Genomic DNA, 26004 nt, shown 5'->3' with positions numbered 1-26004 from the left:
CGGCGCTGGTGGCGGTCGACGAGGTCACGCCCGGCGGCCCGCCCGGGGCGCCGGCCGGACGGCCGGTCGCGCCGGGCACGGTCCGCGGGGCTCCCGCCCAGGTGCGTGCGGACCTCGAGGCACGGGTCGCGACCGGGTCGGAGACCGACGCCGACCCCGTGCCGCTCGGGGCGCTCGGGCGGGCCGTCGCCCGCAACCCGGTCGTCCTCGACCTCACGCTCGCCACCGCCTACGTCGCCGTCATGCTGGGCCTGGCGATCATCGCGGCGCTCGAGCAGTACACCCCGGTCGCCGTGCTCGGCATCATCCAGACCCTCGTCCTGGGATCGGCTGTCCTCCTGCGCCGCCGCGCACCGCTCGTGCTCCTCGGCACGGCCCTCGTCGTCCCCGTCCTCGCGCGCCTCGGCGACTCCGGGCTCGAGCCCGACCCGGCGGTCGTCACCGTCTGGTCCTACGACCCTTCGGTCCCGATGCCGGTCTTCGACGTCCTGTCGACGCCGCGCATCGCGCCGGTCGAGATCATCGCCGTCGCGGTCCTCATCCTCACGATCGGCCTCGACCGGCCCGGCCGGACCACGCTCGTCGCCGCCGTGTCCGCGAGCGCCTTCGCGGTGCTCGCCAACCTGTCCTTCGGTGGGGAGGGCACCCGGCTCCTCGACGGGGCCGAGGCCGCCGGCATCGTCACGGTCGCCGCGCTCGTGGGCTCGAACCTGCGCGAACGCCGGCGACGCGTCGTACAGCTCGGCGACCGGGCCCGCCGCCTCGCGCTCGAGCGGGACCAGCGTGAGCAGCTCGCGGTGAGCTCGGAGCGCACCCGGATCGCGCGCGAGATGCACGACGTGCTGGCGCACTCCCTGTCCGTCATGGTCACGCTCGCCGACGGTGCGGTACGCACGATGGACCGCGACCCCGCTCGTGCGCGCGCGGCCCTCGAGCGACTGGCCGGCACCGGGCGTGAGGCCCTCGGCGACACCCGACGGATGGTGGGCATGCTCCGCGACGACGCGGGGACCGGACCGGCCGTCGGGGCCGGGTCGGGCCTGCCTGGCGCCCACGCCCCTCTGGCACCGCAGCCCGTGGTCGGGGACATCGAGACCCTCGTCGAGTCCTTCCGTGGGGCGGGCCTCCCGGTGACGGTCACCATCACCGGCCCGCCGCTGCCCGACGACACGACGCTCAGCCTCACGGTCTACCGCATCGTCCAGGAGTGCCTGACCAACGTGCTGCGCTACGCGCCCGGCTCGCCCTCGATCACGGTGACGGTGGCGCGCACGGCCGGGCAGGTGACGATCACGGTGGAGAACGTCTCCGGCGACGAGCCGCCCGCGTCCGGCGGGTCGGGCCGAGGTCTCATCGGCATCCGCGAGCGCGCCGCCGTGTTCGACGGCAACGTCGTGGCCGGACCGACGGATACTGGGTGGCGGGTGGAGGCGCGCCTGCGAGTGGGCGCCGGGACGACGGAGGCACGGACGACATGACCGAGATGGACGCAGGTACCGACGGCGGCGTGATCACCGTCCTGCTGGCGGACGACCAGGCCCTGCTGCGCATGGGCTTCCGCATGGTGCTCGACGCCGAGGACGACATCGAGGTGGTCGGCGAGGCCGGGGACGGCCGCACGGCGGTGGCCCAGGCGGCAGCGCTGCACCCCGACGTCATCCTCATGGACGTTCGCATGCCGGAGCTCAACGGGATCGACGCGACGGCCCGTATCGTCCGGTCCTACCCGCAGGCCCGGATCCTCATCCTCACGACCTTCGACTTCGACGAGTACGCGTTCGCCGGGCTGCGCGCCGGGGCCTCGGGGTTCCTGCTCAAGGACACGCCGCCCGGTGACCTCGTCGAGGCGATCCGCCGGGTGGCCGGCGGCGACGCCGTCATCACGCCGCGCATCACCCGCCGCATGCTCGAGATGTTCGGGCCCCGCCTGCCCGCCACGGGCCGCGAGCGCACGCCGGCCGAGCGCGACCCGCGCATCGCCAGCCTCACCTCCCGCGAGCTCGAGGTGTTCACGCTGCTCGCCCAGGGCCTGTCCAACGCGGAGATCGCGGGCGAGCTCGTCGTCTCGGAGACCACGGTCAAGACCCACGTCGGCGCCGTGCTGGGCAAGCTCGCCCTCCGCGACCGGGTCCAGGCCGTCGTCCTCGCCTACGAGACCGGGATCGTCCAGCCGGCCTGAGCGGCGGGGTCGGCGGCGGCGGAGTGGTCGGCGTCGGCGTCGGCATCGGTGTCGGCGGCGGCATCGCCAAGGACGCGGTGTCCCGCCGAGGTCCCGTGCAGCCGTCGAGAGCGCGGTCCGCCACCGAGGACCCTGACGAGGTGTCGAAAGTACCGACGGCGGGGGTCCACTCGACGTGTCCACCGCGCCCTCGACACACAACCCGCGCCCTCGAGGCCACCGCCCTGACGCGACGGGCGGCAACCGGCCGACCTCGGCGATGGCAGCCCCCCAACCTCGCGCCGGCAGCTCACTCGACCTACCCGCCACCACCAGAGCCCCACAGGTGCCGCCCGTCCGTTCCTGTCCACAGGAACTGTCGGGTTTCGACAACCCCACCGTTGGCACCGGTCAGGCTCCGATGCATGACGCGCGCAGCTCAGGCTCCCCGACCGACGACGCCACGCCTGCTGATGGGGGACGTCCGCCACTGCCTGGATCCGCTCGCGGGCGACCATGAGAACGAGGCGGTCAAGGTTCGACGCGGCGCTGTCGCCGTCGTGCGGCGCGATCTTCGCGGTGCCGATCGGCAGCGTGAGCTCTACCGAGCGAGGAGCGTCGCGGTGCAGCAGCAGTCCCGATCGGTGCGGGCGCTGGCTCTCGAGTCGGCCGCGGCGTTCCACGGCCTCTACCTGTGGGAGTTTCCGACGACGGTGCCCGTGCTGTACCCGGGGCGTGCGAGCGGGGAGTCCGCCGACGACGTGGAGATCCACCGATTCTCGGTACGGTCCGACGACGTCGAGTCGATCGCCGGCATCCTCGTCACCACCCTGGAGCGGACCGCGATCGATCTCGCCCGGCTGCGCGACCCGGAGCACGCGATGGTTCCTCTGGATCACGCGTTCGCCAAGCTCTGCCACGCAGATCGGCGGGAGCGTGAGCGGGTGGACCGAGAGGCCGAGCTTCTGCGCGCCCGCCTGATCGGACGCCTCCGAGAGCACTTCGCCGGGGTTCGCGGCGTCCGGCGCGCCATCCGACTGATCCGCTGGGCCTCACCGTGGTCGGAGTCGGCGTGGGAGTCCCGCCTCCGGTGGATCGTGCTCACCTGGGGCGTGCGTGACGCGGTCCAGCAGTGCAGGATCGAGACCGAGCACCACCGCTGGTGGGTCGACCTCGCCATCAGGATCGGCACGTCGGACGACGGCCGGCCGCTGTGGCTCGTCGTCGAGTTCGACGGACGGACCAAGTACGGCACCGATCCCGCAGCGACGTCGGACGCCCTCGTTCGAGAGCGCCGACGGGACCGCGACCTGGAGCGAGCAGGGCACAAGGTCCTCCACCTCACCGCCGCGGAGGCCGCCGAGCCGTCCGTCGCGATCCGCCGCATCCGCGAACGCGTGCCGGACGGGACGGAGCTGGCCCTCGTCCCTGTCGTCGAGCTCATGAGCAGCGCACCAAGGCAGGTCCGGCCGGCGGAGAAGGTCCGGCGGGCGGAGAAAGCCCGGCCGGCGCAGCAGTCCCGGCCGGCGGAGGAGGTCCGGCGGTGAGCGCGCGCCCCGTGACTGGGGTTGCGCCGGAACCCTCCGGTGCCCCCAGCGGGACTCGAACCCGCACTGGGCCGGGTTTAAGCCGGCTGCCTCTGCCGTTTGGGCTATGGGGGCGCCCCCGGACCGCGGGGCAGGTGACCATCGTGCCGCACCGGTGGACTTCTGACCGGCCCCGACGACGAGCGACCCGCGAACAGTCCTGACCGGCCCCGACGACGAGCGACCCGCGAACAGTCCTGACCGGCCCCGACGACGAGCGACCCGCGAACAGTCCTGACCGGCCCCGACAAGACGTGACCCCCGAACCGGTCGGAGCGGCCCCTGCGAGACGTGACCCGCGAACGGGCCGGAGCGCCGCCGCCGAGTGGTTAGACTGCCGCCGATGCTCGTCACCGCCGAACTCAGCACCGCAGCCGAGACTGCGGTCTGCACGCTGCCGGTACACGTGGGGACCAACGGGCAGGTCTCGAGCTGGGGCGCCGCACTGGCGGGCATCCCGCCCACGGGCTGACGACGGCCGAACCCGCCCTCACCGGGCGCACACCTCGGCCGGAGGCAGACCAGTCCCCCCACACGACCTAGGCGGCACCGTTGCTCACCCTTGCTCTCCTGGCCACGCTCCTCGCGTGCGCGGCCGCGATCCCGCTCGGGCGCGTCCTCGGTCGCCGTGCCGGCCTCCCCCTGGCCCTCCCGCTGCTCGCCGGTGCCGGTCTGATCGTCGCCGCCTACGACGGCGTCGACGAGCCGGTCGGTGAGGTGTGGTCGTGGATGCCCACGCTCGGCATCGACCTGGCGCTGCGGCTGGACGGCCTGGCGCTGGTGTTCACGCTGCTCGTGCTCGTCATCGGTGCCGCCGTCCTGGTCTACTCGGCGCGCTACCTCGGCCACGGGACGCACTCGCGGTTCTACCTCCTCATGACGCTGTTCGCCGCGGCCATGACGCTCCTGGTGCTCTCGGACGACCTCGTCGTGCTGTTCGTCGCCTGGGAGATCACCACCCTGTGCTCCTTCTTCCTCATCTCCCGCTCGGGGCCGCACGCACACGAACCCGCGATCCGCACGCTGCTCGTCACGGTCGCCGGCGGGCTGAGCCTGCTCGCCGCCGTCGTCGTGATGATCGTGCAGACCGGCACGAGCAGGTTGAGCGAGGTCCTGGCCGACCCGGCGTGGACGGAGGACGCCACCTTCACGACGACGGTCGCAGTGCTGATCGCCGTCGCCGCCTTCACCAAGTCCGCGCAGTTCCCGTTCCAGGCGTGGCTGCCGGACTCGATGGTCGCCATCACGCCCGTCTCGACCTACCTGCACGCCGCCGCGATGGTCAAGGCCGGCATCTACCTGCTGCTGCGCTTCTCCCCCGCGCTGTCCGAGGTGCCGGTCTGGTCGTGGCTGCTCATCACGTCGGGCCTCGTCACGGCGCTCCTCGGAGCGGCGGGCGCGCTGCGCCGGCTCGACCTCAAGGAGCTGCTCGCCTTCTCGACGATCAGCCAGCTGGGCCTGCTCGTCGCCGCGATCGGCGTGGGGACCGAGGCCGCACTCACCGCGGCGGTCGTGCACACGATCGCCCACGCGCTGTTCAAGGCCACCCTGTTCATGCTCGTGGGCGTCATCGATCACGAGGCGGGCACCCGCGATCTCCGCGAGCTCGCGGCGATGCGGGTGCGCATGCCGGTGACCGTGGGCGCCGCGGCCGTCGCGGCGGCATCGATGGCGGGCGTGCCGCTCCTGCTGGGGTTCGTCTCCAAGGAGTCGCTGCTCGACGCGTTCCTCGCGGCCCCCGGTCCCGGCTGGGTCCCGATCCTCGTGACGACGGCGGCCGCCGCGACCTCCGTCCTCACGTTCGCCTACTCGGCCCGTCTCGTGCTGGGCGCCGCGGGGCGTGGCACCGGGCGCGACGCCCGGGAGGAGCACCGCCCGACCCGAACCACGCAGAGCCCGCAGACGCCGCCCGCACAGGTGCACGACGGCCACCCCGCATTCCTCGCCGCTCCCGTGCTCGGTGCGCTGGTGACTCTCGTGCTCGGCCTGGCGCCGGCGCTCCTGGACACCCTCGGCACCGCCGGCGCGAGCGGGGCCGTCGGCTCCGAGGTCGACGTCCACCTGGCCCTGTGGCACGGCCTGACGCCCGCACTCGGCGTGTCCGCCGCGGTGCTCACCCTCGGCACCGTCCTCGTGCTCGCGCGCCGTCGGGTCGACCGGCTGACCGGCCCGCTCGCCCTCCCGGTCTCCGGGCTCGACCTGGTCGACGCGATGCGGCGCGGCACCATCGCCCTCGGCACCGCGATCGGTCGCCTCACCGATCCGATGAGCCCGCGCCGGCACCTGGCGCTGCCGGCCGCCTCCCTCGCCGTGATCGCAGCCTGGATGCTCCTGCGGACCGACGGCCTGCCGGCCCTCGTGGGCGACCCCACCAGGCCGCTGGACTGGGTGCTCGTCGCCCTCGTCGTCGCCGGCGTGGTGGCGGCGGTGCGGGCGCGCTCCCGAGTCTCCGCCGTCGTCGTCACCGGCGTCGCCGGCTTCACCGTCAGCCTGTGGTTCGTCGTCCTCGGCGCCGCCGACGTCGCCCTGACCCAGCTGCTCGTCGAGATCCTCACCGTCTGCGTCATGGTGCTCCTGCTCCGCCGGCTGCCCGAGCACTTCCGCAGGTCCCCGCTCCGCCGGCGCGTCCCGGCCGCCGTCGTCGCCGTCGGGGCCGGCCTCGCCACGTTCGCCGGGGTCTTCGTCCTCACGGGTCGCCGCGAGCCGTCGACGGCGAGCACCTACTACCTGACCGAGGGCGAGGCGACGACCGGCGGCGCCAACATCGTCAACACGATCCTCGTCGACTTCCGTGCCCTCGACACCCTCGGCGAGCTCACGGTGCTCGGAGTCGCCGGCCTGGTGGTCGCCGTCGTGGTGAGATCCCGTCGCCTCACGCCCATCCGCCCGTCCCCGATCGACGCCCGCTCCCCGATCGCCGACGCGCGGGAGAACACCGTGTTCGTCCGGACCGTGGCACGCCTCGTCGGCCCGCTCGCCGTGGTCCTGTCCGCCGTCCTCCTCCTGCGTGGCCACCAGGAGCCCGGGGGCGGGTTCATCGCGGCCCTCGTCGGCGGCGCAGGGTGTGCGCTCCTCTACCTCGCCGCCCCCTCGGACCGGTCGGCACCGATCCGCTGGCCCTACCTGCTGCTCACGGGCCTCGGCATCGTGATCGGCGCAGGTTCGGGACTCGCCGGATACCTCGACGGCTCGTTCCTGGCCCCGCTGTCGGTCGAGGTCCTCGGGTACAAGCTCATGTCGTCGCTCATCTTCGACATCGGCGTCTACCTCGCCGTCCTCGGAGTCGTCCTGGCCTCTTTCAACCTCCTGGGCCGGCCGGGCTCGGAGGATGCACGACGCCCGGCGCACGGCCCTCCGGCGGAGCCCGCCGATGCAGCGAAGGAGAACGCACGATGACCGTCGCCATCACCGCCGCGGTGCTCGTCGCCGGCGCCGTCTATCTCATGATGCAGCGCGAGCTGCTGCGCGTCGTCCTGGGCTTCGTCCTGCTCGGCCACGCCGCCAACCTGGTCCTCATCGCGGCGGGCGGGACCTCACGTCGGGGCCTGCCGTTCGGCACCCCGGACGACCCGTCCACGGCCGCCGACCCGCTCCCCCAGGCGTTCGTCCTCACCGCGATCGTCATCGCCTTCTCGATCACCGTCGTCATGCTCGTCCTGGCCGTGGCCGGCGGCGAGGACGACGACACGGACGACGGCGCCGGCCAGGACGACGACGACACGGACCCCGAGCACGTCGGCGCGGTGGACCCGGGCTCCGGCGGCGACGCCGACCGGGACCAGGACCGTGTCGCGGCCCGCCCCGTGGAGCAGGACGACGCCGCACGCCGGACGTCCGACCGGTCCCACGACGAGAGGGCGGTGACCTCGTGAACGCCGCCGCGCTGCCGCTGTTCGTCGCCGTCCCGCTCCTCGTCGGCGGGCTGCTCGTGATCGTCGGCGACCGCCGACGTCTCCAGGCCGCGACGACCTTCACGGTCCTGGTGGCGTCCCTCGCCGGGGCCGTTGCGCTCGTGGCGGGACTCCGCGACGGCGGGGCGATCGCCCACGGGGTCGGGATGTGGGAGACGGGGATCGCCATCCCGTTCGTCGCCGACATGTTCTCCGCGCTCATGCTGGTCGTCACCGGCATCCTCACCGTCGCGTGCACCGCCTTCGCCCACGCGTCCGGGCGCGCGGGCTCGCGCTTCTTCGGACCGCTGGTCCTCGTGCTCACGGCGGGCGTCAACGGCATCCTGCTCACGGGCGACCTGTTCAACATGTTCGTCTTCATCGAGGTCATGGTGCTGCCGGCGTACGGCCTGTACGTGCTGGCGCGCCCGGGCTCCGCCACCCGGCGGCAGATCGCCGGCGCCCGCCTCTTCGTCACGGTCAACATGCTCACGTCCACGCTCTTCGTCGCCGGCGTCGGCCTCGTGTACGGCGTGGCCGGCACCGTCAACCTCGCGGAGCTGCAGGGGGCCGCCGCGGAGAACCCCTTCGTGGCGGCCGCGGGCGCCGTGTGCCTGTTCGCGCTGAGCATCAAGGCCGCCGTCGTCCCGGTGCACGGCTGGCTCTCCAAGGCGTACCCGGGGACCTCGCCGGCCGTCACCGCGCTGTTCTCCGGACTCAACACGAAGGTCGCGATCTACGCGATCTACCGGATCTACGCCGTCCTCTTCGACGGCGACGCGCAGTACCTGTGGATCGGCGTGGTGCTGTTCTCCGCCACGATGGTGCTCGGCGTGCTCGGCGCCGTGGGCGAGACGACCACGCGCTCCATCCTCGCCTTCCACATGGTCAGCCAGATCGGCTACATCCTCCTCGGGGTCGCCCTGTTCACCCTCGGCGGGCTCACCGCCGGGATCTTCTACCTGCTGCACCACATGATCGTGAAGGCCTCCCTCTTCCTGTCGACCGGAGCGATCGAGGTCCGCCACGGCACGGGGCGGATCGGCGCGCTGAGCGGGATGGCGCGGCGGGAGCCCGTGCTCGCGATCGCCTTCTTCGTCGCAGCGCTCTCGCTCGCCGGCATCCCGCCGTTCTCCGGGTTCGTGGCCAAGCTCTCGCTCATCACCGCATCGGTGGGTGCCGGTCAGATCGGGGCCGTCGTCGTCATGCTCGTCGTCAGCCTCGTCACGCTGCTGTCGATGCTGAAGATCTGGTCGGGCGTGTTCTGGGACCGAGCACCCGACACCGCCGGGCGGAGCACCGCCGAGGAGGCGGACGGGACCCCCACCGGGCCCACGGGCACCCATGGCCGCTCGACGCCGGGGACTGTGACAGCGCCGGGGACAAGGGCGGCGACGGCAACGGCAGGCACAGCGACCGAGGCGACCACCACAGAGGCGCGAAACGCCGCCACGACCGACGACGGACGACGCATCGGTGCCGCCCTGGCCGCCCCGGCCGTGGTCCTCGCTGCCATCACGGTCGCCCTCGGGCTCGGTGGTGAGGTCCTCCTCGACCTCTCGGAGACAGCCGCCCAGGGCCTGCTCGACACCTCCGCGTACGTCGAGGCGGTGCTCGGTCGATGAGCTGGCTGACCTGGCCCTTCCGCATCCTGTGGTTCGCCCTGTGGTACGCGTGGCAGCTGGTCACGTCCAACGTGGCCGTGCTCAAGGACAATCTCACCCCGGGGCAGGACTCGACCCCGGGCATCGCCCGGTTCGCCACCAGGTGCCGAACGGATCTGGAGGTCACGCTGCTCGCCGCGCTCATCACCCTGACCCCGGGCACCCTGACGATCGGCACCGAGCGCGCAGGGCCGGGAGACACGCGTGTCCTGTACGTGCACGGTCTGTACAGCGCGACCGCCGAGGAGATGTGCGTCGAGCTGCGCGACATGGAGTCCCACCTCCTGCGCGCGGTGCGACGTCAGGAGGAGGCTCCGTGACCGGCATCGTCATCGCCATCGTCATCGTCGGGGTGACCGCGCTCGTGGCCACCTATCGGATGCTCGTCGGCCCGAGCGACGCGGACCGGGCCGTCGGTGCCGACCTGCTGACCTTCGGGGTCATCGGTCTGGTCGTGCTCGGCGGGGTGCTCACCGCCATGACCTACGCCTTCGACCTCCTCCTCGTCGTCGCGCTCGTGGCGTTCCTCAGCGCGATCTCGCTCGGACGTGCACTGACGAGGGGGCAGCGATGACGGAGATGGCGGCGGTGGTGGGCAACGTCGTGGTGGTCGTCGGGGCGCTCGTCTTCGCGACGGCCGGGCTCGGCATCGTCCGGTTCCCCGACGTGTACACCCGGATCTCGGCCGTCGGGACGGCCGGCGGCTTCGGCATCATCCTCGTGGTGGTCGGGTGCGTGCTCGTCGCGCCGTCGTGGCGCAACCTCGTGCTGGCGATCCTCGTCGTCGGCCTGCACCTGGCGACGTCGTCGGTGGGCACCATGGTCGTGGCCCGCTCCGCGTACCTCACCGGTGTCCCCCTCCTGCGCAAGAGCTTCGACGAGCTCGCGGACGAGACGGGACGCCGGGCCGAGACCCACGGGGCCGGCCCGGGCACGGACACCGACGACGCCGCGCGCCCGGACCGTCCCGCATCCTGACGCGCGCCCGCGTCCCGGGACGGTGCCGCGACCTCTCAGAGCGGCCCCAGGACCTCGCGCGGGTCCGCCCGCAGCGCGAGCGTGTCGAGCACCGGGAGCAGCCGGCGCTCCTCGTATCGGAAGTGGGACTCCATGATCGCGGCGAGGCCCTCGAGGTGCCGGTCCAGCTCGGCGGGCGACGCGGGGCGCTCCACCGCTGCCTGCAGACCGGCGATGAGGTACCCCATCATCGAGTGGTCCTGCTCCAGCCGCCGCAGCGTGTCCCGGAGGTCGGGCCGGGCGGCGGCGATCGCGGGAAACAGCGAACGGTCCTCACCCTCGTGGTGGCCCGTCAGCGCGGTGCAGAAGCCGTGGCAGAACAGCAGCAGCTCCCGCGTGGCGGGCGCCGCCTCCTCGCCGTGGGCGACGGCCCCCCGGGTCACCCGCAGCGCCTCGCGGAGCCTGTCGTGCACCGCTCGCAGCTCGCGTCCCCAGGCGACGAGCCTGGCCTTCTCGTCCTCGGCGTCGCGAGAGGTGGTCCCGCCCTCAGTCACGTGAGGGCGAAGGGATCGACGACGACATCGTCGGCCTCCTTCGTGTCCGGCGCCTCCATGCCTGGCACGGTCTGCCACCGGCACGCGACGCTCGGGGCAGGTTAGCCGAGAACCCTCACTCGTCGGACAGAACCCCGCTCACCGCGTCGGGCAGAAAGCCCCTCACTCGCCGGGAAGCGCGACGCGTCAGGCGAGGGCGATCGCGATCCCGTCGAGGATGTCGTGCTCGGAGGTGACGACGCCCGCGGTCCCGGTCCCCGAGGTCCGCTCGGACACGTAGCGCACGACCTCGCTCCACACGAGGGCTCCCCCACCGATGACGTCGATGCGACCGGGGTGCATGAACGGCATGGCGGCGCGCTCCTCGCGGGTCGCGGACAGCAGCGAGTCGCAGGCGGCCAGCACCGCGTCCTCGGGAAGGACGGAGCCGTGGATGCGCGCGGGGTCGTAGGCGTCCAGTACCAGCGCGTGGGCGGTGACGGTCGTGACGGACCCGGCGACCCCGACGAGCGAGCGGACGTCGTCGAGCGGGAGCGCGGCCGACTCGAGCAGCCGGCGCACGTCGGCGCGGGCGGCTGCCTCCTGCTCGGCGCTCGGCGGGTCGCCCGCGAGGTGCCGCTCGGTGAGGCGGACGCACCCCATGTCGAGCGAGACGGAGGCCTCGGGAACGGGCGAGCGCGGGTCGCCGACGACGAGCTCGGTGCTCCCGCCTCCGATGTCCACCACCACGACCGGTCCGGGCGTGCCCTCCGGCAGCACCGACGTCGCACCCGCGAACGACAGCGCCGCCTCGGCCTCGCCGGTGACGACCTCGGGCTCGACGCCGAGGATCCCGCGGATCCCGTCGACGAAGTCCTGTCGGTTCTCGGCGTCCCGCGTCGCGGAGGTGGCGACGAACCGGATCCGCTCGGCGCCGTGCCGCTCGCACAGCCGCGCGTAGTCGCGGGCGGCGTCGAAGGTCCGCGCGAGGGCCTCGTCGGAGAGCCGGCCGGTCCGGTCGACACCCTGGCCGAGGCGGACGACCCGCATCTCGCGGACCACGTCGTCGAGTGCCGCGCCGCCCGCGCCCGGTACGTCCGCGACGAGGAGGCGGATGGAGTTGGTCCCGCAGTCGATCGCTGCCGCTCGTGTCACCGGGTCATGCTGTCACGCGCCGCCGACACCGTGCTCAGCAGGTGCAGGTCGCGGGACTCCACATGCCGCGCGCGGCGAGCACGTCGAGCGTCTCGTCGCCGAAGGGGTTGACGCCCCGGCCGACCGCGAGCGAGTGGGCGAGCAGCGCGTGCAGGCACTTGACCCGCTCGGGCATGCCGCCGGCGGAGATACCGGCGATCTCCTCGACGTGGCCGAGCTCGCCGCGTCGGGCGAGGTAGTCCTCGTGCGCGGCCGCGTAGGCGGAGGCGAGCTCGGCGTCGTCGGCGAGGCGGGCCTGCATGTCCGCCATGAGGTGCTCGGCCTCGAGCGTGGAGACTGCCCGGGCCGCGGGCGGGCACGTGAGGTAGAAGGTGGTGGGGAACGGCGTGCCGTCCTCGAGCCGGGGCGCGGTGCGCACGACCGTCGGACGTCCGTGCCGGCACCGCGCGGCGATGGAGACGACACCGCGGGGCACCCGGCCGAGCTGGTCGCGCAGCGCGTCGAGATCGGCCGGGTCGACGGCATCCGGCGGCACGGGACGGTCCGGCACGTCAGTCCGCCAGCGGGTCCGAGGACGGCAGCTCCTGCTGGCTCGGCGACTCCGGCGGCAGGTCGGGCTCGGGGAGATCACCCTCGCGCTCGGCCTCCTCGCCCGGCGTCTCGCCAGGGATCGCGCCGGCCTCCTCGACGGACTCCTGGAGGTTGAGGTACCAGGGGCGCGACGCGGCGATGGCGTCCTCGCGCGCAGCCTCCTCGACCTCCTCCTGCGATCGTCCGCCGGTCACCGACTCGGGGTCGACGACGACGAACGGCGTCTGCCCCGGCATCGTGTACCCGAGGCGCGCGCGTGCCTGCGACTGGACGTAGGCGGGGTCGTCCCACAGGGCGAGCTCGTCCGTGAGGCGCTGCTCCTCGTCCTCGGCGCGCGCGAGCGCGTCCTCCGCGCTGCGCAGCTGCTCGGCCTGCACGAGGGCGTGGCGGGCGGTCGGCGCGACGATGGCGAAGGCGACCAGCAGCACGAGCACGAGGGCGAGGGCGCGCAGGGAGAGGATCGGACGTTCGCCGTCGGCGGTGGCGATCGCGAGGCGGCGGTTGCCGCGCGGCCCTCCGCCGGCCCCGCCGGCAGCAGGTCGCGAGGTACCGCGCGAGCCGCCCGCTGCGGACCCGTTGGTGGTGGTGCGGCCGCGCCCCGTCGCCGGGCGACCGGCGTGCGTGGTGCCGGACGCGGTGCGCGTTCCGGGGCGCGAGCGGGCGCCGCGCGCCGACGACGATCGGGGCGCTCCGGGCTTGCGCGGTGCTGCGGGCGGACGACTCACCGCGTCATCGTCCCCCACGCGTCCCGCAAGGTGGTGGACCGCCGGGTCGCGAGTCGCCCGCTACCGGACGGACCCGGCCTGCCGTCGGCACCCTCGACGGTGCTGCAAGGACCTGCCGACAGTGCGGTCAGGACGCGCCGACGATGCCGGCGAGACCTGCCGAGAGTGCGGTCGGGGCGGCCCGACCGCACTCTCGGCGAGGAGACGGTCCGGTCAGGCCTGGTGGCGGGGGAAGGCGCCGCGGCCGGCGTACTCCGCCGCCTCGTCCAGCTCCTCCTCGATGCGGAGCAGCTGGTTGTACTTCGCCACGCGCTCGCCGCGCGCCGGCGCCCCGGTCTTGATCTGACCGGAGTTCACGGCCACCGACAGGTCGGCGATCGTCACGTCCTCGGTCTCGCCCGAGCGGTGCGACACCATCGCCGTGAAGCCGCTGCGCTGCGCGAGCGCGACGGCGTCGAGCGTCTCGGTGAGCGAGCCGATCTGGTTGACCTTGACGAGCAGCGAGTTGGCCGCCTTCTCGGCGATGCCGCGGGCCAGGCGCTCGGGGTTGGTGACGAACAGGTCGTCGCCGACGATCTGCACCTTGTCCCCGACCGCAGCCACGAGGCTGCTCCACGCGCCCCACTCGTCCTCGCTCAGCGGGTCCTCGATGGACACGAGCGGGTAGTCCGCCACGAGCTGCTGGTAGTAGGCCACCATCTCGTCGCTCGAGGTCGACTTCCCCTCGAACTGGTAGGCGCCGTCGGAGAAGAACTCCGTGGAGGCGACGTCGAGCGCGAGGGCGATGTCCGTGCCGGCCGAGAGGCCGGTCGTGGAGACGGCCTCGAGGATGAGGTCGAGCGCCTCGCGGTTGGAGCCGAGGTTCGGCGCGAAGCCACCCTCGTCGCCCAGGCCGGTGGCCAGCCCGCGCTGCTTGAGCACGGACTTCAGCGCGTGGTAGACCTCCGCACCCTGGCGCAGGGCGTCAGCGAACGTGCCCGCGCCGATCGGCGCGATCATGAACTCCTGGATGTCCACGTTGGAGTCGGCGTGGGAACCACCGTTGAGGATGTTCATCATCGGGACCGGCAGCAGGTGCGCGTTCGGGCCGCCGATGTAGCGGTAGAGCGGCAGGCCCGCGGACTCGGCCGCGGCCTTGGCGACGGCGAGGGAGACGCCGAGGATCGCGTTGGCGCCGACCTTGCCCTTGTTGGCCGAGCCATCGAGGTCGAGGAGGGTCTGGTCGATGAGGCGCTGCTCGGAGGCCTCGAGGCCGAGGATCTCGGGGGCGAGGATCTCCAGCACGTTGTCGCGCGCCTGCTGCACGCCCTTGCCGCCGTAGCGCTTGTCGCCGGCGTCACGAAGCTCGACGGCCTCGAACGCGCCGGTCGACGCGCCGGAGGGGACGGCGGCGCGGGCGACGATTCCGTCGTCCAGCCCGATCTCGACCTCGACCGTCGGGTTGCCCCGGGAGTCGAGGATCTCGCGTGCCGCTACTTCGAGGATGGTGGCCACAGGTTCTCCTTGTGTCGGGGATGCCCGGATGATGTCGGGCTCCACGCTAGTACCCGGGCGCGCCGCGGACAGGGCCGTCCGTCCCGGCGGGAGAGGGTGCACGGGTCCGGCGACGAACGTCACCGATGCGCGCCGCGCACCGGCCGGGCCGGCAGCCGTCGGGCAGCGAGATCAGGTCCGGCCCTGCAGCGGGATCAGGGCCGCTCTCCCCGACCGGTCACGGCGCGACCGGCATCTCCGCGTCCGACGGCGCGGCCTGCAGCCACGGGTGCGCGGGCGCCGCGTACTGCCCGGTCTCGATGGTGCCGTACCGAGGGTTGAGCTCGATGTCGACCTCGCCCAGCTGCTCGGAGAGCTGCGCGGACAGCTCGGGGTCGTTCTGCAGCTGCCCGCCCACCATGAGGGACTCGACGATGTCCAGCGTCTGGGGCAGGTACTCGCCGTCGGGCGTGTAGCCGCTCTGCTCGGTCAGCGTCGCGAGCTGGTCCTGGACGTCGGCGTCGGAGACCGTGAGGCCGTTCTCGGCCGCGACCCGGACGAACGTCTCGGAGTAGGCGTAGTTGAGGACCGCGTCGACGGTGGTCAGGGGCTGCCCGAACACTCCCGAGAGCTCGCCCGCGACGGACTGGGCCTCCCGCTCCGACAGCTCCTCGCCGTCGATGACGGCCGCGGTACCGGGATTGGCCGAGCAGCCGGCGAGCAGAGCGCCGAGCGCGAGAGCCGGCAGGACCGCCGGTCGGATGGTGCGAGCCACAGTTCCTCCTGATCGTCCACGCCCCCGGCACGGCCGTGGGCGACCCCCATGCTATCCGCGTCGGCGACGCGGTCGGCGCGGCCCCGACGTCGCGGCCAGCACGACGCCGATGCCCGCCAGCGCGAGCGTGGTCACCGTGGCGACGCGGACGAGCCAGGGTTGCAGGCCCAGCGGCAGCTCGGCGGCGCTGACGACCTCGAAGGGCGGCTTCGACGAGCCGTCCGACGCGGCGGAGCCGTCGAGCAGCCCGCCGCTGCCCGCCTCGGCCGGCGCCGACCCGCCGGAACCGGCGTCGTCGGAGGCTGCTTCGTCGGGCTCGCTCGTCGATCCGGACCCGTCGGGCTCGCTCGTCGCGGTGGCGGCAGGGGAGGCGGCGACCGGACCCGCCCCGGCGGCGTGCGCCGCACCGGCCGCGTCGTCGCCCGCCGGTGCGGCGACCAGCAGGACGGCGGTCAGCAGGGCGGCGCCCAGGGGCGGGACGAGAGCCGGGCGACCGGCGCACTCACGGGAGGTCCGCACGGACCCAGCATCGCACCGTCCGGCGGTCATGCTCCTGCGGCGGCGGCCTGGACCGGCGTGCCGATGAGCGCGACGACCTGCTCGACCCACTCGAGGAGGTCGACGTCGCTGAGCGGCCGACCACCCACGGGCTGCGTGAGCGGCCACGGCACGAGCGCGGTGCGCACGGCAGGCTTGAGGACGGTCCCGCGATGGACGCGGGTGAGCCGCAGGGACTGCGACTCGGCGAGCTCGACCGGGAAGAACCGCACGTTCTTCCCCTGGGCGGTGATCTCCTGCACGCCGGCCGCGCGGGCGTGCGCGCGGAGCCGTGCGACGGCGAACAGCCGCTCGACGCTCGGCGGCACGGGCCCGTACCGGTCGACGAGCTCGGCGCGGACCGAGTCCAGGGTCTCGTCGTCGTCGGCGGCGGCGATCTTCGCGTAGACCTCGAGTCGCAGGCGCTCGGTGTCGACGTAGTCCGTGGGCACGTGGGCGTCGACGGGCAGCTCGACGCGGACGTCGACCCGCTCGGGCTCGACCTTCCCGTCGCGCCAGGCGGCCACGGCCTCCGAGATCATCCGGACGTACATGTCGAAGCCGACGCCCTCGATGTGCCCGGACTGGTCGGAGCCGAGCAGGTTCCCGGCCCCGCGGATCTCCAGGTCCTTCATCGCCACCTGGATGCCGGCGCCCAGCTCGGTGTGCGAGGCGATGGTGGCGAGGCGGTCGTGGGCGGTCTCGGTCAGCGGCTTGTCCGGGTCGTAGAGGAAGTACCCGTAGGCGCGCTCCCGCCCGCGACCCACGCGGCCGCGCAGCTGGTGGAGCTGGGAGAGGCCGAACGTGTCGGCGCGCTCGACGATCAGGGTGTTCGCGTTGGCGATGTCCAGGCCGGTCTCGATGATCGTCGTGCAGACCAGGACGTCGATGGACCGCTCCCAGAAGTCCTGGATGACGGCCTCGAGCTGGTGCTCGTTCATCTGGCCGTGCGCGACCCCGATCCGCGCCTCCGGGACGAGCTCGGCGAGGTGCTGCGCGGTCGCGTTGATCGAGCGGACCTTGTTGTGGACGTAGAACACCTGGCCCTCGCGCAGGAGCTCGCGGCGGATCGCGGCGCCGACCTGCTTGTCCTCCTGCGGCCCGACGTAGGTGAGGATCGGGTGCCGCTCCTCGGGCGGGGTGGCGAGGGTCGACATCTCCCGGATGCCGGTGACCGCCATCTCGAGGGTGCGCGGGATCGGCGTGGCGGACATCGCCAGCACGTCGACGTTCGTCCGCAGCTGGGTGAGCGTCTCCTTGTGCTCGACGCCGAAGCGCTGCTCCTCGTCGATGACCACCAGTCCGAGCTCCTTGAACCGCACCTGGCCGGTGAGCAGGGTGTGGGTCCCGATGACGACGTCGATCGACCCGGCCAGCAGCCCGTCGCGGACCTCCTTGGCCTCGGCCGCGCTCTGGAACCGCGACAGGGCCGCGACCCGCACCGGGAAGCCCGCGTACCGCTCGGAGAACGTGTCGAGATGCTGGTTGACGAGCAGCGTCGTGGGGACGAGGACCGCCACCTGCTTGCCGTCCTGGACGGCCTTGAAGGCGGCGCGCACGGCGATCTCCGTCTTGCCGTAGCCGACGTCGCCGGAGATGAGGCGGTCCATCGGCATGGCCTTCTCCATGTCGGCCTTGACGTCGTCGATCGCGCCGAGCTGGTCGGGGGTCTCCGTGTACGGGAAGGCGTCCTCGAGCTCGCGCTGCCACGGGGTGTCCGGACCGAAGGTGTGGCCGACCGTCGCCTGCCGCGCGGCGTAGAGGCGCACGAGCTCGCCGGCGATCTCGCGGACGGCCTTGCGGGCCTTGCGCTTGGCCGCCGCCCAGTCCGAGCCGCCCATCTTGTTGAGCGCGGGCGCCTCTCCCCCGACGTACCGGGAGACCTGGTCGAGGGAGTCGGTCGGGGCGAAGAGCCGGTCGCCGGGCTGACCCCGCTTCGACGGCGCGTACTCGATGACGAGGTACTCGCGCGTGGTCGCGGTCTCGCCCTTGCCGACGGTGCGGGAGACGAGCTCGACGAAGCGGCCCACCCCGTGCTGGGAGTGCACGACGAGGTCGCCCGGACGCAGCGACAGCGGGTCGACCGCGGTGCGGCGGCGGGCCGGCATCTTGCGCATCTCGCGCGTCGAGCTGCCGGGCCGGCCGGTGAGGTCGGACTCGGTGAGGACGGCGAGCCGCCGGGCCTCGACGACGAAACCACGGTCGAGTCCCGGGTGGGTGATCGTCACGAGCCCCGGCTCGGGGGCCTCGGGCAGGTCGCCGACCAGACGCGCGGGGACGTCGGCCTCGGCGAGCGAGTCGCGCAGGCGCCGGGCCGGGCCGGCGCCCTGGGTGGTCAGCAGGATGCGCCACTCGTCGTGGACGAGCGCGGCGAGGTCCTGCAGCGCGCCGGCGACGTCACCGCGGTAGCGCCGGGTCTCGCGCGCGGCGACGCTGCGGGTGTCGTCGTCGGGGCCGGCCGTGGCGTCAGCGACGGTCGCCGCGCCGGAGCCCGTAGCGCCGCCGGTGGTCTCCTCGGCGGGGCGCACCGGCGCGGCGAGGGTCTCGTCGTCGAGCGCGTCGTCGGTGGGCAGCGAGCTGACGCTCCACCAGCCCTGCCCCCTCGTCAGGGCGAGCGCGCGGGCCTCGGCGAGCTCCGCGAACGCCGCGGCCCGCAGGTCGAGCGGCACCTCGGCGCCGGACGCGGCCGAGGTCCAGGCCGCGGCGAGGAACTCCTCGGTGGTGGCGGCGAGGTCGGCGGCCCGGCGACGGATCCGCTCGGGGTCGACGAGGACGACCAGCGCCCGCTCCGGCAGGAGGTCGAGGAGGGGCTCGAGACCGTCCGCGAGCACCGGGCTCAGCGCCTCCATGCCCTCGACGGCGACGCCCTCGGCGATGCGCTCGAGCATCGGCGCGGCCGACGGGACGGTGGCGACGAGGGACCGGGCACGCTCGCGGACCTCGGGCGTGAGCAGCAGCTCGCGGCAGGGCGGCGCCCACAGCCCCTCCTCCGCGACCTCGAGGCTGCGCTGGTCCGCCACCGAGAAGCGGCGGATCTCCTCGACGTCGTCGCCGAAGAGCTCGAGGCGCAGCGGGTGTGGGTCGGTCGGGGGGAAGACGTCGACGATGCCGCCGCGCACGGCGTACTCCCCGCGCCGCTCGACCATGTCGGTGCGCGTGTAGGCGGCGGCCTCGAGGGCGCGCACGAGGTCGTCCAGGCCGACCGTGTCCCCGACCTGCACCCGCACGGGCTCGAGGTCGGCGAGCCCGCGCACGACGGGCTGCAGCAGGGCGCGCACCGGCACGGTGACCACGCTGGGCCGGGCGGTGCGCGGCTCGGGGCCGGGATGGACGAGTCGGCGCAGCGTGGCCAGGCGCCGGGCCACGGTGTCCGAGCGCGGTGAGAGCCGCTCGTGCGGGAGCGTCTCCCAGGCCGGGAAGGTCGCGACGTCGTCGGCGGGGAGGAACTCGCGCACACCGGCGGCGAGGTCGTCGGCGTCGCGGCCGGTGGCGGTGACGAGCACGACCGGGCGACCGGTGGCGGCGAGCTCCGCCGCCAGCGCGGGGCGGATACCGACGGGTGCGGTGGTCGCGCGGTGCGGCTCGAGGACGGGGGCCGAGGCGGCCGCGACGAGCGCGGCGATCGCCGGGTCCTCGCGCAGCAGGGGAAGCAGTCCGGTGAGGGACACGTGTCCTCCGGTCGAGGAAGTGGGGAGCGGGAGGCAGTCTACGACCGGCACCGCGTCAGCCGCCCGGGGGTCCGGGCCCGCGACCGCCGACGGGCGGCGGCGTCGTCAGTCCGCCGTGTGCAGCCGCATCTGGGTCCTCTGCAGACCCTCGGCGACGACGTCGGCGACCGTGTCGCCGGCGATCTCCAGCGTGACTCCGAGCTCGCCGTGCTCCGCGGCGGAGAAGTTCTGCAGCACGTAGTCGGCCGCGTCCATCCGGCCCGGGGGGCGGCCGATACCCACGCGCAGCCGGGCGTAGTCCTTGGTGCCCAGCGCCCGGGTGATCGAGCGCAGGCCGTTGTGGCCACCCTCGCCGCCGCCGACCTTGAGGCGGAGCGAGTCGGGGGCGAGGTCGAGCTCGTCGTGCGCCACGAGGATCCGGCCCGGCTCGATCGAGTAGAACTGCGCGAGCGCGGCGACCGGCGGGCCCGAGACGTTCATGTACGTGCCCGGCCGGGCGAGGATCACGCGCGGGCCCGGGACGCCACCGGGGCCGGTACCCAGCCTCGTGTCGGCGACGCTCGCCCGGGACCTGTGGGTGGTGAGCTCGGCGCCGGCGCGGCGCGCGAGGAGCTCGACGATCATCTGGCCCACGTTGTGCCGGTTGCCCGCGTAGCGCGGACCGGGATTGCCGAGCCCGACGACGAGCCACAGGTCGCTGTCAGCCACGCGCGCTCATCTCCTTGCGCAGGGGCCGGCGCGCGCCGGCCCACGGATAGGGCCGCCCCGGCCCGCGTGGGCCGGGGCGGAAAGGGGTCAGTCCTCGCCGTCGGAGGAGGACTCGCCCTCGGCGGACTCGTCGGAGCCGCCCTCGGTCTGCTCGCCCTCGGTCTCCTCGTCGCCCTCGGCGGCCGGGGTCTCGAGGTCGGACTCGTCGACGCGCGGCACCGTGACGACGACGACCGGGGTCTCCGGGTCGTCCTCGAACGTGGCGCCGGGGATCGCCGGGAGGTCCTCCACGCGGACGGTGTGCCCGTCCTCGAGACCCTCGATGTCGACGACGACGCTCTCCGGGATGGCGGTCGCGTCGGCCGTGACGGTGAGCGTCTGGCTCTCGACGGTGTGGATCGTGCCGGGGAAGGTCTCGCCCTCGGTGTGCACGGCGATGTCGACGGTGACCTTCTCGCCCTTGCGGACGATGAGGAGGTCGACGTGCTCGATGGAGCGCTTGACCGGGTCCACCTGGACGTCCTTGGTCAGCGCGAGCTGCTCGCTGCCCTCGATGTCGAGGGTGAGCAGGGCGTTGGCGTTGCCGCGCAGCGCGAGGAACGTGTCGTGCGCCGGCAGCGAGAGGTGCTGCGGCTCGGTGCCGTGGCCGTACAGGACGACGGGGATGCGGCCCTCGCGGCGGGTGCGGCGGGCCGCGCCCTTGCCGAACTCGGTCCGGACGGCGGCGGTGATGACGGTCTTGTCGGCCATGCGTGCTCCAAAGGGGGTTCGTGGCGGGACGGGGCGGCGGGCCTCGGCGCGGGACGGCGGACGGACGCGCGTGGCTCCGCCGCGTCGAATCACGGACGACCGGACCAGCGGTCCGGATGCGGGCACCAGCCCGTCCGTCGTCCCTCGCCGAGGCAACCACAGGAGTCTAGCGGCTCGTCGGGCGGGCGACAGGCCCCCGCGCTGCGGCCTGCGGCACACTGGGCCCTGTCGGCGCCGCGGGGGTCCCGGCGCGCCGGCGCACGGGCACCCCGGTCCCGCGGGGGTCCCGGCGTACCGAGGAGGAGACATGACGACGACGGAGCGCGTGCACGTGACCACCGACGCAGGGCCGATGCCCGCCGACCTGCTGCGGCCCGACGCCGGGTCGGGCGGGGCCGACGCCGGGTCGCGCCCCTCCCCCGGTGCGGGACCTGCGCGGGCGGGCATCGTCGTCGTGCAGGAGATCTTCGGGGTGACCGGGTACGTGCTCGACCGGGCCGCCGACCTCGCCGCGCTGGGCTACACGGTGCTTGTGCCGCACCTGTTCTGGCGCTCGGGCGACGAGGTCGTCGAGGGCGGCGGGCAGGCCGAGCTGGCGCGGGCGATGGAGCTGGCGGGCGCCACGGACTGGGCGGGCGCCGTGTCGGACACCCGGGAGGCGCTCGCGCACCTGCGCGGGCTCGTGGGGGACGGGTCCGTCGGGCTGCTCGGGTTCTGCTGGGGCGGCGGGGTCGCGTTCGACGCCGCGTCGCGGGAGGTCGACGCCGTCGACGCCCTCGTGGCGTACTACGGCTCGGCGCTGCCGGCGCTGCTCGACCGCGCGCCGGAGGTCACCGCGCCGTCCTTGCACCACTGGGGCACCGAGGACACCTTCATCCCGGTGGAGCAGGTCGACCTCATCGAGGCCGCCGTGGCGCGCGACGGCGTCCGGCTCGTGCGGCATCCCGGCGCCGGGCACGCGTTCGACAACCCGCTCCCGGAGTTCCACCACGCGCGGGCGTCGGCCGACGCGTGGGCGACGACGACGGACTGGCTCGCCGGGACCTTGGCTGCCGGGCGGAGCTGACCGGGACTACCAGCGGCACCGCCCCGGCAGCCCGTCGAGCTGGACCGGAACGGGTCCAGATCGACCGCGCAGAGGTCATGCTCGGACCACAACAGTCGAGCTCGGCGAGGAGTGTGCCGCGAGGTCGGGCGGCAGGGAAGCCGCACGTGCAGATCCGACCTAGGAGCGTCCCTCGAACAGCGAGGTGACCGACCCGTCGTCGAACACCTCACGGATCGCCCGGGCCAGCAGCGGGGCGATCGGGAGCACAGTGAGCTGCGGGAAGTCCTTGGCGATCGGCAGGGTGTCGGTGACGACGATCTCGCGCGCGCCGCAGTCGGACAGCCGCTGCGTCGCCGGGTCGGACAGCACACCGTGCGTGGCGGCGACGATGACGTCCTTCGCCCCCGAGGCGAGGCAGACCTTGACGGCCTCGGCGATCGTGCCGCCCGTGTCGATGAGGTCGTCGACGAGCACGGCCGTGCGCCCCTCGATGTCGCCGACCACCCGGTTCGCCACGGCCTGGTTCGGCCGTGTGATGTCACGGGTCTTGTGGACGAACGCCAGCGGCACGCCGCCGAGCTTCTCCGCCCACTGCTCGGCGACCCGGATGCGACCGGCGTCCGGCGACACGACGGCGGCGCTGGAGAGGTCGATCCGCCCGCGCACGTAGTCCACGAGGATCGGCATGGCGAAGAGGTGGTCGACCGGTCCGTCGAAGAAGCCCTGCGTCTGCGACGCGTGCAGGTCCACGCTCATCAGCCGGTCGGCGCCGGCGGTCTTGTACAGGTCGGCGACCAGACGCGCCGAGATCGGCTCCCGCCCGCGGTGCTTCTTGTCCTGCCGGGCGTAGGGGTAGAACGGCGCGACCACCGTGATGCGCTTGGCCGAGGCCCGCTTGAGCGTGTCGACCATGATCAGCTGCTCCATGAGCCACTGGTTGATCGGCGTGGTGTGGGACTGCAGGACGAAGGCGTCGGTGCCGCGCACGGACTCGTCGAACCGCACGTAGATCTCGCCGTTCGCGAAGTCGTAGGCGGTCGTCGGCAACGGGTCGATGCCGAGCTCCCGGGCGACGTGGTCGGCGAGCTCGGGGTGCGCGCGGCCCCCCACGAACACCAGTCGCTTCTCACCGCTCGCGTGGATGCCGGTCATCGCGCGCTCCCTTCGCCGGGCGCCGATGCGCCGTCCTGGGTCCCGGTGGTCTCCGGTCCCGCACCGATGCTCTCACCGCGCGGGCCCTCACCGCTCGCCCCGCCACCGGCGGTACCGCTCGCGCCCGCGCGCGCCGCGGCGGCGGCCTCGGCGGCCTTCGTGCCCGGCCGACGCTCCTCGACCCAGCCCTCGCGGACCTTCTGGCCGAAGTCGTTGAGCGCGAGCGCGCCGGCGGGGACGTCGTGGCGGACGATCGTGCCCGCGCCGGTGTACGCACCGTCGCCCACGCTGACCGGCGCGACGAACATGTTGTCCGCGCCGGTGCGAGCGTGCGCCCCGATGCGCGAGCGGTGCTTGTGCACGCCGTCGTAGTTGACGAAGACCGAGGCGGCCCCGATGTTCGTGCCCTCGCCGATGTCCGCGTCCCCGACGTAGCTCAGGTGCGGGACCTTCGCTCCGCGCCCGAGCGTGGAGTTCTTCAGCTCGACGAACGTGCCGACCTTCGCCTCCTCGCCGACGACCGTGCCGGGCCGCAGGTAGGCGAACGGCCCCACGCTCGCGCCGTCGCGGACCACCGCAAGCTCGGCGTGCGTGCGCACGACCGTCGCGCCCGCACCGATCTCGCAGTCGGTGAGGGTGGTCTCGGGGCCGACGGTCGCGCCCTCAGCGACCACCGTGGTCCCGTGCAGCTGCGTGCCGGGCAGGATCGTCACGTCGCGGCCGAGGTCGACGTCGACGTCGATCCACGTGGTTCCCGGGTCGACGATCGTCACCCCGGCGCGCATCCAGCGCGCCAGCAGGCGGTCGTTGAGCCGGGCGGCGATGGCAGCGAGCTGGACGCGGTCGTTGACGCCCTCGACCGTGGCCGGGTCGTCCACCGTGAGCGCCCGCACCGGAAGGCCGCGGCCGTGGGCGGCCGCGACGACGTCCGTGAGATAGACCTCGCCCTGGTCGTTGTCGGAGCCGAGGCCGGCGAGCGCCTCGCGCAGCACGGACGCCTCGAAGACGTAGGTCGAGGTGTTGATCTCGGTGATCTCACGCTGCGCGTCGGTCGCGTCGCGCTCCTCGACGACGCCGACCACCCGGTCGCCCTCCCGCAGGATCCGGCCGTAGCCGAACGGGTCGTCGATCCGCGCGGTGAGGACCGTGATCGCGTTGCCAGCGCCGGTGTGCGCGTCGAGGAGAGCGGCGAGGGTCTCGCCGTCGAGCAGGGGGGTGTCCCCCGCCATGACGAGGAGCGGTCCGTCCGACGCAGCGGCCCGGTCGAGGGCCTCGAGTGCGCACTGGACAGCGCGACCGGTGCCGGGGATCTCGTCCTGGTCGACGAGGAGGGCGGCCGGGTCGGACTCGCCGACGAACGCGGCGACACGCTCGCGCTCGTGACGCACGACGACGGCGAGACGCTCCGGGTCGACCGCGCGGGCGGCCGCGAGCGCGTGACCGAGCAGCGTGCGACCGCCGACGGCGTGCAGGACCTTCGGGGTCGACGAGCGCATCCTGGTCCCCGCCCCGGCAGCGAGCACGACGACGGCAGCCGGACGGGTGGAAGTCACGCGGGTTCTCCTCGGGTACGACGTCCTTGGGGTGCCGCCGCGACTCGCCGCGGGGCGCGGCCACTGTACCGCCGAGGCTCCGCCCCCAGGACTCGAACCCGGACCTCAAGGCACCAAAGGCCTGCGTGCTGCCGTTACACCAGGGCGGACCGCCACCGACCACCGCGGGGTGGTCGGAGCGCTGTCCCATCCTGCCAAAGCCCGGGGCGACCGGGACCGCGCGGGCACAATGGCGGGCGTGGCGAACGAGACGAGACGGCAGCGCACCCGGATGACGGCCGGACAACGGCGCGAGCAGCTCGTCGCCGTCGCCCGCACCCTGTTCGCCGAGAAGGGCTTCGACTCGACATCGGTCGAGGAGATCGCGCAGCGCGCCGCGGTCTCCCGCCCGGTGGTCTACGAGCACTTCGGTGGCAAGGAGGGGATCTACGCCGTCGTGGTCGACCGCGAGGTCCAGCTCCTCGAGAGCGTCCTCATCGGCTCCATCCGCGACGGCGGGCACCCCCGCACCATCGTCGAGCGCACCACGCTCGCGCTGCTGGACTACATCGAGGAGCACACCGACGGGTTCCGGATCCTCGTGCGGGACTCCCCCGTCGCCCAGGCGACCGGCACGTTCTCCTCGCTCATCGGCGACGTCGCCACGCACGTCGAGCACCTGCTCGCCGCGCAGTTCAAGGCGCGCGGCTTCGACACGAGCGCGGCGCCGCTGTACGCGCAGATGCTGGTCGGCCTCATCGCGCTGACCGGCCAGTGGTGGCTCGACAACCGGTCGCCGGGCAAGCAGGACGTCGCCGCGCACGTGGTCAACCTCGCGTGGCACGGCCTCGAGGGGTTGCGGCGCGAGCCGCGCATCCACGACGCCGGGCGCTGAGTGCCGCCACGGACCGCCTCTCCACGGACCGCCTGTCCGTGGTCCGCCCCCACGCATGGCCGGGCCGGACCCGCGGCTGCGAGGACGAACCTCACGGACGACTCGTGACGGACGTCAGGCGGTCACCGAGGTCACACCCCGTACGGTTGACCCCGACCACAGCCGGCAGGGACATGCACCCCTTGACGTCGGCCAGAGCGGACGAAG

At 73.6% G+C, this 26004-nt stretch carries 24 protein-coding genes and 2 tRNA genes; 12 read left to right on the top strand and 14 right to left on the bottom strand.

From position 1 onward, the window contains the following. Positions 1 to 8 precede the first annotated feature (8 nt). From ACPYO4_RS11520 to ACPYO4_RS11510, 3 genes are all read left to right on the top strand, one after another. Entirely contained in the window at positions 9 to 1478 is a 1470-nt protein-coding gene (locus tag ACPYO4_RS11520) for a sensor histidine kinase (RefSeq protein WP_425709379.1), read from the top strand. Then, positions 1475 to 2179, top strand: coding sequence for a response regulator (locus ACPYO4_RS11515; RefSeq protein WP_425709378.1), 705 nt, complete (start codon positions 1475 to 1477; stop codon positions 2177 to 2179). Before ACPYO4_RS11520 ends, ACPYO4_RS11515 begins: the two co-directional genes overlap by 4 nt. A 404-nt stretch (positions 2180 to 2583) precedes the next feature. Further along, positions 2584 to 3705, top strand: a complete 1122-nt coding sequence (locus tag ACPYO4_RS11510; protein ID WP_425709377.1) for a hypothetical protein — start codon at positions 2584 to 2586, stop codon at positions 3703 to 3705. A 40-nt stretch (positions 3706 to 3745) separates the two neighbouring features. On the opposite strand, the gene ACPYO4_RS11505 is transcribed toward ACPYO4_RS11510, so the two are convergent. Next, positions 3746 to 3819 (bottom strand) — tRNA-Leu (locus ACPYO4_RS11505). A gap of 268 nt (positions 3820 to 4087) precedes the next feature. Here ACPYO4_RS11505 and ACPYO4_RS11500 point away from each other — a divergent pair. The 7 genes from ACPYO4_RS11500 to ACPYO4_RS11470 all read left to right on the top strand — a co-directional run bounded on the left by ACPYO4_RS11500 (position 4088) and on the right by ACPYO4_RS11470 (position 10276). Next, positions 4088 to 4216 (top strand): hypothetical protein, encoded by a 129-nt coding sequence (locus ACPYO4_RS11500; protein ID WP_425709376.1) that lies wholly within the window; start codon positions 4088 to 4090, stop codon positions 4214 to 4216. 80 nt (positions 4217 to 4296) lie between these two features. Further along, the gene (locus tag ACPYO4_RS11495; protein ID WP_425709375.1) at positions 4297 to 7140 is read left to right on the top strand and encodes a DUF4040 family protein; all 2844 of its coding nucleotides are present in this window, start codon (positions 4297 to 4299) and stop codon (positions 7138 to 7140) included. Next, on the top strand, positions 7137 to 7616 hold the full coding sequence (locus ACPYO4_RS11490; protein WP_425709374.1) for a cation:proton antiporter subunit C: 480 nt from the start codon (positions 7137 to 7139) through the stop codon (positions 7614 to 7616). Before ACPYO4_RS11495 ends, ACPYO4_RS11490 begins: the two co-directional genes overlap by 4 nt. After that, complete coding sequence (locus tag ACPYO4_RS11485; protein WP_425709373.1) at positions 7613 to 9259, top strand: monovalent cation/H+ antiporter subunit D family protein; 1647 nt, start codon at positions 7613 to 7615, stop codon at positions 9257 to 9259. The genes ACPYO4_RS11490 and ACPYO4_RS11485 overlap by 4 nt, the downstream gene beginning before the upstream one ends. Next, on the top strand, positions 9256 to 9618 hold the full coding sequence (locus tag ACPYO4_RS11480; protein WP_425709372.1) for a Na+/H+ antiporter subunit E: 363 nt from the start codon (positions 9256 to 9258) through the stop codon (positions 9616 to 9618). The genes ACPYO4_RS11485 and ACPYO4_RS11480 overlap by 4 nt, the downstream gene beginning before the upstream one ends. Next, entirely contained in the window at positions 9615 to 9872 is a 258-nt protein-coding gene (locus tag ACPYO4_RS11475) for a monovalent cation/H+ antiporter complex subunit F (protein ID WP_425709371.1), read from the top strand. The genes ACPYO4_RS11480 and ACPYO4_RS11475 overlap by 4 nt, the downstream gene beginning before the upstream one ends. Continuing rightward, entirely contained in the window at positions 9869 to 10276 is a 408-nt protein-coding gene (locus ACPYO4_RS11470) for a cation:proton antiporter (protein ID WP_425709370.1), read from the top strand. Before ACPYO4_RS11475 ends, ACPYO4_RS11470 begins: the two co-directional genes overlap by 4 nt. Positions 10277 to 10311: 35 nt before the next feature. Here the strand turns inward: ACPYO4_RS11470 and ACPYO4_RS11465 are convergent, their stop codons facing one another. The 10 genes from ACPYO4_RS11465 to ACPYO4_RS11420 all read right to left on the bottom strand — a co-directional run bounded on the left by ACPYO4_RS11465 (position 10312) and on the right by ACPYO4_RS11420 (position 21170). Beyond that, the gene (locus ACPYO4_RS11465; protein WP_425709369.1) at positions 10312 to 10809 is read right to left on the bottom strand and encodes a hemerythrin domain-containing protein; all 498 of its coding nucleotides are present in this window, start codon (positions 10807 to 10809) and stop codon (positions 10312 to 10314) included. 186 nt (positions 10810 to 10995) lie between these two features. Continuing rightward, positions 10996 to 11943 (bottom strand): exopolyphosphatase, encoded by a 948-nt coding sequence (locus tag ACPYO4_RS11460; protein ID WP_425709368.1) that lies wholly within the window; start codon positions 11941 to 11943, stop codon positions 10996 to 10998. Positions 11944 to 11977: 34 nt separating this feature from the next. Then, complete coding sequence (locus ACPYO4_RS11455; protein WP_425709367.1) at positions 11978 to 12493, bottom strand: DUF501 domain-containing protein; 516 nt, start codon at positions 12491 to 12493, stop codon at positions 11978 to 11980. A 1-nt stretch (position 12494) separates the two neighbouring features. Beyond that, positions 12495 to 13259 carry an FtsB family cell division protein gene (locus ACPYO4_RS11450; RefSeq protein WP_425709366.1) on the bottom strand — a complete coding sequence of 255 codons (765 nt, stop codon included), beginning with the start codon at positions 13257 to 13259 and terminating at the stop codon, positions 12495 to 12497. A 213-nt stretch (positions 13260 to 13472) separates the two neighbouring features. Continuing rightward, positions 13473 to 14753, bottom strand: a complete 1281-nt coding sequence (gene eno / locus ACPYO4_RS11445; protein WP_425709365.1) for a phosphopyruvate hydratase — start codon at positions 14751 to 14753, stop codon at positions 13473 to 13475. A gap of 217 nt (positions 14754 to 14970) precedes the next feature. Then, positions 14971 to 15507 (bottom strand): hypothetical protein, encoded by a 537-nt coding sequence (locus ACPYO4_RS11440; protein WP_425709364.1) that lies wholly within the window; start codon positions 15505 to 15507, stop codon positions 14971 to 14973. A 51-nt stretch (positions 15508 to 15558) separates the two neighbouring features. Continuing rightward, on the bottom strand, positions 15559 to 16026 hold the full coding sequence (locus tag ACPYO4_RS11435; RefSeq protein WP_425709363.1) for a hypothetical protein: 468 nt from the start codon (positions 16024 to 16026) through the stop codon (positions 15559 to 15561). Between the two features lie 26 nt (positions 16027 to 16052). Then, positions 16053 to 19712: a transcription-repair coupling factor gene (mfd, locus tag ACPYO4_RS11430; RefSeq protein WP_425709362.1), complete on the bottom strand. Its 3660-nt coding sequence runs from the start codon at positions 19710 to 19712 to the stop codon at positions 16053 to 16055. A 105-nt stretch (positions 19713 to 19817) separates the two neighbouring features. After that, positions 19818 to 20420 carry an aminoacyl-tRNA hydrolase gene (gene pth, locus ACPYO4_RS11425; RefSeq protein ID WP_425709361.1) on the bottom strand — a complete coding sequence of 201 codons (603 nt, stop codon included), beginning with the start codon at positions 20418 to 20420 and terminating at the stop codon, positions 19818 to 19820. A gap of 87 nt (positions 20421 to 20507) precedes the next feature. Next, on the bottom strand, positions 20508 to 21170 hold the full coding sequence (locus ACPYO4_RS11420; protein WP_425709360.1) for a 50S ribosomal protein L25/general stress protein Ctc: 663 nt from the start codon (positions 21168 to 21170) through the stop codon (positions 20508 to 20510). 307 nt (positions 21171 to 21477) lie between these two features. Here ACPYO4_RS11420 and ACPYO4_RS11415 point away from each other — a divergent pair, with 307 nt between their 5' ends. Continuing rightward, a complete protein-coding gene (locus ACPYO4_RS11415; RefSeq protein WP_425709359.1) occupies positions 21478 to 22236 on the top strand; it encodes a dienelactone hydrolase family protein in 759 nt (252 codons plus the stop codon). A 159-nt stretch (positions 22237 to 22395) separates the two neighbouring features. On the opposite strand, the gene ACPYO4_RS11410 is transcribed toward ACPYO4_RS11415, so the two are convergent. The 3 genes from ACPYO4_RS11410 to ACPYO4_RS11400 all read right to left on the bottom strand — a co-directional run bounded on the left by ACPYO4_RS11410 (position 22396) and on the right by ACPYO4_RS11400 (position 25072). Beyond that, positions 22396 to 23370: a ribose-phosphate diphosphokinase gene (locus ACPYO4_RS11410; RefSeq protein WP_425709358.1), complete on the bottom strand. Its 975-nt coding sequence runs from the start codon at positions 23368 to 23370 to the stop codon at positions 22396 to 22398. Then, on the bottom strand, positions 23367 to 24923 hold the full coding sequence (glmU, locus tag ACPYO4_RS11405; RefSeq protein ID WP_425709357.1) for a bifunctional UDP-N-acetylglucosamine diphosphorylase/glucosamine-1-phosphate N-acetyltransferase GlmU: 1557 nt from the start codon (positions 24921 to 24923) through the stop codon (positions 23367 to 23369). Before glmU ends, ACPYO4_RS11410 begins: the two co-directional genes overlap by 4 nt. A gap of 77 nt (positions 24924 to 25000) precedes the next feature. After that, positions 25001 to 25072 (bottom strand) — tRNA-Gln (locus ACPYO4_RS11400). Between the two features lie 122 nt (positions 25073 to 25194). Here ACPYO4_RS11400 and ACPYO4_RS11395 point away from each other — a divergent pair. Further along, the gene (locus ACPYO4_RS11395; protein WP_425709423.1) at positions 25195 to 25797 is read left to right on the top strand and encodes a TetR/AcrR family transcriptional regulator; all 603 of its coding nucleotides are present in this window, start codon (positions 25195 to 25197) and stop codon (positions 25795 to 25797) included. The last annotated feature ends 207 nt before the right edge of the window (positions 25798 to 26004 follow it).

Origin of the sequence: Georgenia sp. Z1491, assembly GCF_049856175.1 — a bacterium.
Lineage (GTDB): Bacteria > Actinomycetota > Actinomycetes > Actinomycetales > Actinomycetaceae > JB111.
Note: the sequence above shows the minus strand (reverse complement) of the source record. Positions and strands in the feature narration are given on the sequence as shown.

What these genes read in the sequence shown, in the direction of transcription:
- ACPYO4_RS11515 (WP_425709378.1), top strand. Translation starts at nt 1,475, where the DNA reads ATGACCGAGATGGACGCAGGTACCGACGGCGGCGTGATCACCGTCCTG.
- ACPYO4_RS11510 (WP_425709377.1), top strand. Translation starts at nt 2,584, where the DNA reads ATGACGCGCGCAGCTCAGGCTCCCCGACCGACGACGCCACGCCTGCTG.
- ACPYO4_RS11500 (WP_425709376.1), top strand. Translation starts at nt 4,088, where the DNA reads ATGCTCGTCACCGCCGAACTCAGCACCGCAGCCGAGACTGCGGTCTGC.
- ACPYO4_RS11490 (WP_425709374.1), top strand. Translation starts at nt 7,137, where the DNA reads ATGACCGTCGCCATCACCGCCGCGGTGCTCGTCGCCGGCGCCGTCTAT.
- ACPYO4_RS11480 (WP_425709372.1), top strand. Translation starts at nt 9,256, where the DNA reads ATGAGCTGGCTGACCTGGCCCTTCCGCATCCTGTGGTTCGCCCTGTGG.
- ACPYO4_RS11470 (WP_425709370.1), top strand. Translation starts at nt 9,869, where the DNA reads ATGACGGAGATGGCGGCGGTGGTGGGCAACGTCGTGGTGGTCGTCGGG.
- ACPYO4_RS11420 (WP_425709360.1), bottom strand. Translation starts at nt 21,170, where the DNA reads ATGGCCGACAAGACCGTCATCACCGCCGCCGTCCGGACCGAGTTCGGC.
- ACPYO4_RS11415 (WP_425709359.1), top strand. Translation starts at nt 21,478, where the DNA reads ATGACGACGACGGAGCGCGTGCACGTGACCACCGACGCAGGGCCGATG.
- ACPYO4_RS11410 (WP_425709358.1), bottom strand. Translation starts at nt 23,370, where the DNA reads ATGACCGGCATCCACGCGAGCGGTGAGAAGCGACTGGTGTTCGTGGGG.
- ACPYO4_RS11395 (WP_425709423.1), top strand. Translation starts at nt 25,195, where the DNA reads ATGACGGCCGGACAACGGCGCGAGCAGCTCGTCGCCGTCGCCCGCACC.